At 64.7% G+C, this 10,160-nt stretch carries 8 protein-coding genes (1 of these 8 running past the window's edge); 5 read left to right on the top strand and 3 right to left on the bottom strand.

The features are described 5' to 3' along the window. A partial coding sequence (locus tag BGP02_RS02880) for a hypothetical protein (RefSeq protein WP_286797663.1) occupies positions 1-558 on the bottom strand: 558 nt, incomplete at its 3' end. A 256-nt stretch (positions 559-814) separates the two neighbouring features. On the opposite strand from BGP02_RS02880, the gene BGP02_RS02875 reads away from it, so the two are divergent. The 4 genes from BGP02_RS02875 to BGP02_RS02860 are packed head-to-tail and all read left to right on the top strand — an operon-like array spanning position 815 to position 3,951. After that, positions 815-1,792: an adenine nucleotide alpha hydrolase family protein gene (locus BGP02_RS02875; RefSeq protein ID WP_017234176.1), complete on the top strand. Its 978-nt coding sequence runs from the start codon at positions 815-817 to the stop codon at positions 1,790-1,792. Positions 1,793-1,797: 5 nt separating this feature from the next. Continuing rightward, complete coding sequence (locus BGP02_RS02870) at positions 1,798-2,355, top strand: DUF6445 family protein (RefSeq protein ID WP_017234175.1); 558 nt, start codon at positions 1,798-1,800, stop codon at positions 2,353-2,355. Positions 2,356-2,387: 32 nt separating this feature from the next. After that, entirely contained in the window at positions 2,388-2,750 is a 363-nt protein-coding gene (locus BGP02_RS02865; protein WP_286797662.1) for a hypothetical protein, read from the top strand. Between the two features lie 25 nt (positions 2,751-2,775). Next, on the top strand, positions 2,776-3,951 hold the full coding sequence (locus BGP02_RS02860; RefSeq protein WP_286797660.1) for a radical SAM protein: 1,176 nt from the start codon (positions 2,776-2,778) through the stop codon (positions 3,949-3,951). 53 nt (positions 3,952-4,004) lie between these two features. On the opposite strand, the gene cphA (BGP02_RS02855) is transcribed toward BGP02_RS02860, so the two are convergent. Then, a complete protein-coding gene (gene cphA, locus BGP02_RS02855) occupies positions 4,005-6,581 on the bottom strand; it encodes a cyanophycin synthetase (RefSeq protein ID WP_150562924.1) in 2,577 nt (858 codons plus the stop codon). Positions 6,582-6,733: 152 nt separating this feature from the next. Beyond that, positions 6,734-9,364: a cyanophycin synthetase gene (gene cphA, locus BGP02_RS02850; protein ID WP_150562925.1), complete on the bottom strand. Its 2,631-nt coding sequence runs from the start codon at positions 9,362-9,364 to the stop codon at positions 6,734-6,736. A gap of 297 nt (positions 9,365-9,661) precedes the next feature. Here cphA (BGP02_RS02850) and BGP02_RS02845 point away from each other — a divergent pair, with 297 nt between their 5' ends. Continuing rightward, positions 9,662-10,160, top strand: partial view of a cyanophycin metabolism-associated ABC transporter gene (locus tag BGP02_RS02845; protein WP_286797657.1) — the 5' portion only. The gene runs 1,739 nt beyond the window's last position; 499 of the gene's 2,238 nt are visible here — the first part of the coding sequence; the start codon lies at positions 9,662-9,664; its stop codon lies off the right edge, out of view.

The raw sequence follows: 10,160 nt of genomic DNA, 5'->3' as shown, positions 1-10,160 counted from the left end.
GGTGTCCAGGGCGTGCAGGGCGCGCAGGGTATGCAGGGCATGCAGGGTCCACAAGGTATGCAAAGTGCTCAGGGCATCCAGGGACCGCAAGGTATGCAAGGTGTCCAGGGCATGCAGGGACCGCAGGGCATGCATGGTGCTCAGGGCGTGCAGGGCCCACAAGGTATGCAAGGTGTCCATGGCATGCAGGGCCCGCAAGGTATGCAAGGTGCTCAGGGCGTGCAGGGTCCGCAAGGTATGCAAGGTGTCCAGGGAATGCAGGGACCGCAGGGTATGCAAGGTGTCCAGGGCGTGCAGGGCCCACAAGGTATGCAAGGTGTCCAGGGCATGCAGGGCCCGCAAGGTATGCAAGGTGCTCAGGGCGTGCAGGGTCCGCAAGGTATGCAAGGTGTCCAGGGCGTGCAGGGTCCGCAAGGTATGCAAGGCGTCCAGGGCATGCAGGGTCCGCAAGGGTATCAGCACGGCCAAGGCGTGCAAGGCGCTCAGGGTATGCAGGGCCCGCAAGGCGTGCAAGGCGCTCAGGGCATACAAGGTCCGCAAGGCATGCAAGGCATGCAAGGCTCGCAAGGACTCCACTGATTCGACGTGACACCTTGGTCGGACACGGGCGCGAAACCGCAGAGGTTCTCGGCGGCTTGTGTCTTTTGCGTGTGATGCGGCTCGAACCGGTTGTGCGTCGAGTCGCGAATTCCGGGTGCTCCGGCGGGCACCCGGCATGGGAGCCGCTGTCATGTCGTCAACGCTCTTACCTTTATCAGCAGAACAGCGCTCGCGGTTGTTCAACGCGACCGGCGCGCCGTTACGCAGACTCCGTGTGGAACCTTCCACTGGCATCGGCGTTGCCGTCGATCGCTACTGTGCCCGGTGCCTGCTCACCGAAGACCTGCCTGGCGTGCATATCGAAGCCGACGGCATTTGTCAGGCCTGTCACGCGTTCGCGGCAGAAGCTGCTCGTGGCGACTACACGCAGCGCCGTCTACTGGACGTTGTGCAATCCTGTCGCGGCGAAGGCACGCCCGACGCCGTAGTGGCCTATTCCGGGGGCAAGGACAGTGCGCTCACGCTGCTCCTTGCTGTAAAGGAGTTGCATTTGCGCCCCATCGCCGTGCTCGTCGACAACGGCTTCATTCCCGATGAGGTCAAGGACAACGCGAGGACATTCTGCGCGCGCTTTGGCGTTGAGCTGGTGATCGAGACGATCGACATTCGCCAGGTGGCCCGCGAATCGCTGGCGTCCAGTTCCGGCAAGATTCCGTGTACCTCGTGCATCGGCGGCGTGTTCGCGGCGATGGCGAAGACGTGCAGAACGTACGGTGTCCGACTCATTCTCAGTGGACACCGATTTCCGCCGCTGGCGTATCCGGTGAGCGGATTCACGAAGCGTGACGCCGACAACGGCTTCTTCTGTGCCTCGCCGTTGCTCGCGCGAGGGTTGAGCGAGGCCGAGCAGATGCAGTGGATCCGGGACGCCGGTTGGCAACCCACGGCCATGGCGGGCAACACATCGAACTGCAAGCTGATCGGGGTGGTGGAGCAGCATCTCTATGACGTGCAAGGATTCAATCCCCACATCTACGAGGTGTCGAAGGAGATTCGCGCCGGCTTCTACGATCGACGCACGGGGTTTGGCAAAGTCGATCGTCCGGAGATATCCGCCGAGCAACTGCAATGGGTGCGCGAGCGAATGCTGCCGGATGCGCCCGAGACGGCGACCTCACGCGACGCTGACAATGTCCCGGGGGAGGCCGCTGTACGAGGGCGCCAGCGCGACGAACCGGCTACGCCAAAGTGAGCGCCATGCACGACTCCATCATCGTGACCGACAATTTCTATCGCGATCCCGCCGACGTGCGCGATTTCGCGTTGAAGCAGACCTTCGCGGTCAAGGGAAACTATCCCGGTGCGCGTACCGAGGCGTTTCTTCACGACGGCGTCACGTCGGCAATCCAGGACATCGTGAAGTCTCCCATCACCTATTGGCCGGTCGACACCTACAACGGTGCGTTTCAATACAGCGTGCAGCGCGATATCACGTGGGTGCATGCCGACCACACCACAGTGTGGTCCGGCGTGGTCTATCTCACGCCCGACGCACCACCGACGGCAGGAACGGCCTTCTTCCAGCATATCGACACCGGCTTCGACCTCTACCCCGAAGACGACGACCAGCGGCAACGTTGCGACGCCGATGCCGCCGCATGGGAGCGCTGGGAGATGACCGACCGCATCGCGAATCGCTTCAATCGCCTCATCCTGTTTCGCGGTAGACGGTTTCACGCGAGCCAGGGGCATTTCGGCGACTGCAAGGAGAACGGGCGCCTGTTTCAAACGTTCTTTTTCAACACGCAGTATTGACGTTCCCCTTCCTTTCGATCGGAGGTACTTTCATGACGGCTTCGGAACTCTTCTTCCCAGTGGGTTCGCTCGACCTGAGCGAGGCGCAATCAGCAGAGATCAAATCGGCGTTCGGACATGAGATGGCGGCCGTGCCGCTCTATCGTGTAGTGCCCGTGTCGTCCAGTGACCGGTACGTTGCGTTGGAGGGCGTGCCGGGTTTGCCGGGAATTCTGGTGCACTACCGCGACGAAGATCCTGCCCAAGGCGGAAAGATCATCGCGTCGGTCAGGGCGGAAATGGCGCGCGCACCGGACGACTCCGCCGTCTTCGCGGCACACACGAAGCTGATGGCGCCGCGAGCCGAGAGCGAGTCCGCCAAAAGCGGGCCGCCGGCGGCCGGCAAGCGCAAGTGAGCGGCGCCGCGCGTCGTTCCGCACCATGCTGACCTCACCCGGCGCGACGGCGCACGGCAACGCTAACGCTAACGGCGATCTGTTGGTGATGGTCAAGGTCGCCGAGCGTTGCAATATCGACTGTCGCTATTGCTACATTTATCACGGTGTCGATCAGGGCTGGCGCGAGCGGCCGAAGCGGTTGCACGCGTCCCACCTCGATGCGCTGGTAACGCGTCTGGCGGAACATCGCAGTGCGTTTCCGACGGCGCGAATGACGCTGGAAGTTCACGGGGGTGAGCCGCTGCTGCTCGGCAAATCCCATACCGAGCGCTTCTTCTCGAACTTGCGACGGCGCCTGCCGGCGTCGGACCTCGCCATCATTACACAGAGCAACGGCGTGTTGATCGACGATGACTGGCTGGATCTTTACGCGCGGTACGACGCGAGCCTGGGCATCAGCTGCGATGGGCCGCCCGACATGCATGACCGGCATCGGTACGACTTCGCGCGACAAGGTACGGGCAAGCGCGTCGAGCAGGCGATTCTGCGATGTCTTGCGCATCGCGCATCGCAGCGGGTCTTCAATGGGGTGCTGGCCGTGATCGATCCAAGTCATGACCCGGTGCGCATGCTCGATTACTTTCGGTCGCTCGGACTGACGGCCATCGACTTCCTGCTCCCCGATGCCAATTTCGCAGCACCGCCCCGTCACATCCAGGCGTACACGCACGCTCGGCTGCTCAGCTTCCTGTGTCGAGGGTTCGATGCCTGGCTTGCCATCGACGATCCGGGCTTCAGCGTACGCATCTTCGAAACGTTCATTCGCGGCGTGCTCGGTCGTCGCTCGGAACTCGATGCCTTTGGCGGGGCGCTTGCGCCGATCGTCGTCGTGGAGAGCGATGGCAGTTATCGCTTGCTCGACGTGCTCGCCATCTGCGAGGAGGGGGCCACCCACACGGGGTTCAACCTCACGTCTCACCCGTTGCGGGCCTGCAGCGATTTCGCGCGCACTCGCTACCCCGAGCCCCATGCGGCTTGCCAACAATGCGAGGCATTTGCGGCGTGCGGCGGGGGATACGTTGCCCATCGATTCGACGGGCGCAGTTACGACAATCCCAGTTTTTATTGTCACGCGCTGCTGGGCTTTTATCGCCACGTCAGGGCGCGGGTGCAGGGGGTGACGTCTCCGATCTCGCTCATTGCAAACCCAAAGGGCTGAGTCTGTGAAACATCGAACTCAGCCCTGCCTGGCTCAACGGTGCAAAAGCGTGTTCAGGAACTCGCCTGCGCCACACGTTCCGAGAGGTGCGCGAGGGCGTCGTCGACCTGATCGATGAGAATCAGGCAGAGATCGCCGGGTTGCAGGCGCGCGAGCGCCGTGTCGATGGCCACGAACTCGCCGTGAATCTCGTCGATGTGGCTGGCCCGTCGCGCGCCGACCAGACCTTCGCGCAACAGACCCAGCACTTCGCCGTCTTCGCGGCCGCGCTGACACTGATCCTGGTAGAGCAGCACGTCGTCGAACGCATCGCCAAGGATCTGTGTCTGACGGCGGATATCCTCGTCACGACGGTCGCCCGCGCCGGAAATCACGACTGAACGGCGTCGCGCCGGCATCGTCTCGACCGCCTGCGCAAGCGCGGCAATGGCGTCCGGATTGTGGCCGTAGTCGGCAATCACGGTCGCGCCGCGGTAGTCGAACACGTTGAAGCGCCCCGGCGCGGTGCCAGCGTCGTTCACGAAGGTGGCCAGCCCGGCCCGGATCGTCGCCGGATCGAGATTCAGCGCCCAGGCCGCACCAATGGCCGCCATCGCGTTCTCGACCTGGAAGCCGATGCTGCCGCCGCGCGTGAGCGGAATCGCGGCGAGCGCGTAGCGGGTCTGGTTGCCGCCGTGACACGTCACGATATTGCCGCCGTCGACATAGACCACGCGTTTGCCCTTCGCGCGATGCGTGGCCAGAACCGGATGTGCAATGTCCATGGCGAAGAAGGTCACGTCTCCCGGGCAGGCGTCGGCCATGCGCGCCACCATCGGATCGGCGGCATTGAGTACGGCCATGCCGCGCGGTGCCACATTGCGCACGATCACACTCTTGAGCACGGCGAGGTCTTCCACCGTGTTGATGTACGACAGGCCCAAGTGGTCGCCCATGCCGATATTGGTCACCACGGCCACATCGCAGCGGTCGTAGGCCAGGCCTTCGCGCAGCAAGCCGCCACGCGCGGTTTCGAATACGGCGGCATCCACGTCCGGATGCATCAGTACGTTGCGCGCGCTGCGCGGGCCGCTGCAATCGCCCGTGTCGATGCGCTGGCCGCTGATATAGATGCCGTCGGTGCCGGTCATGCCCACGCGCAGGCCTTGCTGGCCGATGAGGTGGGCAATCAGGCGCACCGTGGTGGTCTTGCCGTTCGTGCCGGAGACGGCCACGAGCGGAATGCGGCCATCGTCACCGTCGTCGAACATCGTCGAGACGATGGCTTCGCCAACTGCGCGGCCCTTGCCGTAAGACGGCTGCAAGTGCATGCGCAGGCCCGGCGCGGCGTTGACTTCCACGATGCCGCCCGCCTGATCTTCGAACGGCTTGATGACGGTCTCGCACACGGCATCGACACCGGCGATGTCCAGCCCCACCTGCTGCGCAGCGGCGATGGCGCGCGCGGCGATTTCCGGATGGACGTCGTCGGTCACGTCGGTGGCCGTGCCGCCGGTCGACAGGTTGGCGTTGTTGCGCAGCACGATTCGCGCACCGGCCGCTGGCACGGAGTCGGCGTTCAACCCCTGCTTGGCAAGCGTGGCGAGTGCGATGTCGTCGAAACGAATCTTGGTGAGCGAGGTCGCATGGCCTTCGCCACGGCGTGGATCGGCATTGACCGTCTCGACCAACTGGCGCACGGTGTGCACGCCGTCGCCGGTCACTTGCGGCGGATCGCGGCGGGCAGCGGCGACCAGCTTGTTGCCGATCACGAGCAAACGGAAATCGTGCCCAGGAATGTAGCGCTCGATGATGACGTCGCGGCTGATGTCCTGCGCGGCTTCGAACGCTTTCTCGATCTCTTCGCGCGTGCGCAGACGCACGGCCACGCCCTTGCCCTGGTTGCCGTCGCGCGGTTTGACGACGACCGGCGCGTCGATATCCTGCACCAGCTTCCACGCGGCTTCGATATCGCGCACGGTGCCGCCCAGCGGGACCGGCACGCCGGCGGCGTGCAGCAACGTCTTGGTCAGATCCTTGTCTTGCGCAATCGACTCGGCCACGGCCGACGTGCGGTCGGTCTCCGCCGCCTGAATGCGCCGTTGCTTGCTGCCCCAGCCGAACTGCACCATCGAGCCTTCGGTCAGGCGGCGATACGGAATGCCGCGTGCGACGGCGGCATCCACGATCGAGCCGGTCGACGGGCCGAGGCGCACGTCTTCATCGAGATCGCGCAGACGATAGAGGGCATCGGCCAGGTCGAACGGACCGTCGTCGAGGGCGGCGTGGATCAGTTGCTGCGCCAGTTCGAAGGCGAGGCGTCCGACGGGTTCTTCGCTGTATTGCACCACCACCTGGAACGTACCGGGTTCGATGGTCTGCGTCGTTTGGCTGAATGTTACCGGGCACCCTGCAGCGGCCTGCAGATGCAGGGCCGTCGTGGCGAGGGCGTCTGCCAGCGACACCGGACGCTCTTCGGCGTCAGGCGTCAGCGCGGGCAGTTCGGGAAAGCGTGCACGCAGGCGAGCCTCGAAACCGGCCAGATTGCCGATCGAGTATTCCAGATCGGTGCACGTCACGATCGCCTCGATGGCGGTGTGACGGCTCCAGAGGTTGGGCCCGCGCAATGCGCGGATACGGGAGACTTCCATAAATTGCAATCCCTGTCTGTCCACTTCGCGTCCCTGTATGGCGGTGGGTTGGCGAGAAAAACGACTGTGGCTTGGGTATTCGGTAACGGGCTAAATAGGCGAGGGGACGGCGGCAGATAACCCTGCACGCCGCCACTCGCGGCTCACGTCGGTCAGGCCGCCAGCGCACGCATCGGCTGGCCCATCCACTGATGCACCAGATCGAGCATCGCGGCCGCTCCGCCTTCGTCGGCTTGCAACACGAGCAGGTCACCGCTCACGAGCTGGGCGAGCGCCGCTTCGGCAGCGGCACGTCGCTCGCCGGCGTCGATCACCTGCACCTTGCGCTCGGCATCGATGCCCGCGCGCAGTTGCGCACGCGACTCGGCCAGCGGGCGCTTGCGCTCGACGCTCAGGTCGTCGCACAGCACGACGTGCTCGAACGTCTGCGCCAGCAGTTTGCCCTCGGCTTGCAGGTCGTCGTCCATCCGGTCGACGCCGGGGCCGTACACCACCATGCGCCGCTCGGCGGGCAGGGTCGCCAGTGCCGCGGCCAGCGCCGTGAGCGCCGGGGCGTTATGGGCGTCGTCGACAATGACCGTCGCGCCTTGCTTTTCAAACAGCGTGAAGCGGCCCGGGGCGTCGACCTGCCCCACGTCGAACGTGGTCACGCCGGTGCGCAGGACGTCGAGCGTCACGCCCATCGACCAGGCGGCTGCGACAGCCGCGAGTACGTTTTCGATCTGGAAGCCGACACGGCCGGCATAGGTCAGCGGCATCGTGGCCGTCGCGCCGAGCGTGGTTTCCTCGGTACCGTTGGCCAGCATGACATCGCCATTGCGCACAAACACCGCGCGCTTGCCCGCCGCGCGATGCGCCACGATGGCCGGCAGGTGATCATCCAGCCCGAAGAAGATCACGTCGCCATCGCACAGCTCAGCCATTTCCACGACGAGCGGATCGCGCGCGTTGAGCACGGCCACGCCGTCGGGCAGTACCACGTCGATCTGGGTGCGCAATACGCTGAACATCCGGTCGACGTCTTCGACGAAATACTGGCCCAGATGATCCGGCCGGTCGATGTTCGTCACGATACCGACCTGGCAGCGGTCGTACGCGAGGCCTTCCGAGAGGATGGCGGTGTTGTCGTTCTCAAAGACGGCTGCCGTCACGCTGGCATTCATCAGGACACGGTGCGCGGCGTCCCAGTTGGCACGGTCGCCGGCTTGCACCAGGCGCTTGTCGAGGAACAGGCCGTCGCTGCATGCGAGGCCGGTACGCTCGCCCGCGAGTTGCAGCAGGTGCGTGAGCAGGCGCGCGGTCACGGTCTTGCCGTTCGTGCCGGTAATGCCGACGACCGGAATGCGCCCGGCGTCGCCATCGGGGAACAGATGGTCGACGATGGCGCGACCGACGGGGCGCGGCACGCCATCGGCCGGCTTCAGATGCATGAGCAGGCCCGGGCCGGCGTTGACTTCGACGATGGCGCCACGCTGTTCGACCAGCGGGCGCGAAATGTCTTCCGCCACAAGATCGACGCCGGCGATGTCCAGACCGACGATGCGGGCGGCCAGCGACGCATGCGCCGCCACGCTCGGATGCACGCGGTCGGTGACATCGAACGCGACGTTGCCGTTGCGCTGGATCAGCACGTTCTTGCCCTCGGGCGGCACGGCATCGGCGTCGAAGCCCTGGCGCTTGAGTTCCAGGCGAGCCGACGAGTCGATGCGCACGCGATTGAGCGGCTGATCTTCGGCGCTGCCGCGGCGCGGGTCGCTGTTGATCTGTAATTCGATGAGTTCCGAGACGGTGTGCTGGCCGTCGCCGACCACCGTGGCCAGTTCCCCCATGGCCGCAGCCACGACGCGCCCGCCCACGACCAGCAGACGGTGTTCCAGACCCGGCACGAATCGCTCGACGATCACGCCGCTGCCCTCTTCCAGCGCGACTTCGAATGCCGTGACGACTTCGTCGCGCGTGGTGAGATTGATGAACACGCCGCGGCCGTGGTTGCCGTCGTATGGCTTCACGACGACCGGCAGGCCGATGTCTTCGGCGGCTTCCCACGCATCGTCGGCGTTCTCGACCAGACGGCCTTCCGGCACGGGCACGCCGCACGATTCAAGCAGTTGCTTCGTGAGATCCTTGTCGCGCGAGATGCTCTCGGCGATCGCGGGGGTACGGTCCGTTTCGGCGGTCCAGATGCGACGGGCGGCGGCACCGTAGCCCAGTTGCACCAGATTGCCGTCGGACAGACGAATGTGGGGGATGTCGCGGTCGTCGGCGGCGTCGACAATGCACGCCGTGCTTGGGCCGAGGCAGTGTTTGTCGACCAGGCCGCGCAACGTTTCCACTGCGGCATCGACATCGTAGGGGCGGTCTTCGATGGCCGCCATGACCAGATCGCGGGCCGCGAACAGCGCGGCGCGGGTCACCTCTTCGTGCCAGGCCCGCACGATCACTTTATAGACGCCTGAGATCGGGGTTTCACGCGCCTTGCCGAAGCCCCCGGGCATGCCGGCGAGGTTTTGCAGCTCGAGCGTGACGTGCTCGAGAATATGGCCGGGCCAGGTACCTTCACGCAGGCGCTGAAGGAAGCCGCCGCGCTCGCCGATGCTGCAACGGTGCTCGACGAGGGACGGCAGCCATGCCGACAGTCGCTCGGGGAATCCAGGGATCTTATTGGACGGGAACGCTTCGAGTTCGCCGATATCGACCCATGCCTCAAGCACCGGCCGATATGTCCACATATTCGGGCCGCGCAGCGACAGGACATCGAAAATCTCAATGTCTTTCTTTTTCATACTCAAGGCAAATTCACGCATCAAGGCGGGGTTCGGAGAAGCTGGTCAGGCCGCTTTCAGGCGGCACGGCCGCTTGCGCTCGTGCAGTTAACTGGTTACTTAACGTAAGAATCCGTAAACGGTTGACCGTCGCAACAATATTTCCATGCTGCACCGTGTCATCGCGGAACTCCACGCCGCAAAAGGCGTCGCTGTGGTTATACTTGCGGCAATTTCGCGGACTGACAGGGAAAGTCCGCCTCGCTATTTCCTCGTTTGCCTCGATGTCCGCCCCTTGAGGACACGTCTGCCGCAGCAATGACCGACATCCCCACTTCGACAGCGCCCCCCGCGGCGGCCCCGACTGCCCCTTTCGAGGGTGGCCCTTCCGGCGCGGCTGCCGAGTCCTGGTATTCCGACGTCGCTTCGCAACTGGCCGACGACGAAACCGTACTGACCTGGTTGACGGTCGATCTCGACGCACAACTGCATTTCGCGCATGGCGTGGTGGTTGCGACCGAGCGCCGGATCCTGGCGCTCGACGCGCGTCGAGACGCGCATGCGCAAACGGGCAGCCAGCCGGGTTGGCAGTCGTGGCCCTATCGCGCCGACCTGTCGCTGACACATACCGATCATGCGGGCGTTGGGACGCTGGAATTGTGCGACGCGCGCGAAAAGCTGGCGAGCTGGCGCTATACGCTGGGCCATAATCCGGCCGCGCTGACGCTGTTGGACACGGTGTTACGGCAGCGCGACGCGCGGGTGGCGGGCCATACCGCCAGCGAGGTACCGAACGAAGTGGGCACCTGCCCGATCT

This window comes from Pandoraea sp. 64-18 (genome assembly GCF_001899225.1).
Classification (GTDB): domain Bacteria; phylum Pseudomonadota; class Gammaproteobacteria; order Burkholderiales; family Burkholderiaceae; genus Pandoraea; species Pandoraea cepalis.
The sequence above is the reverse complement of the archived record's forward strand: the minus strand, read 5'-3'. Positions and strand labels throughout refer to the sequence as shown.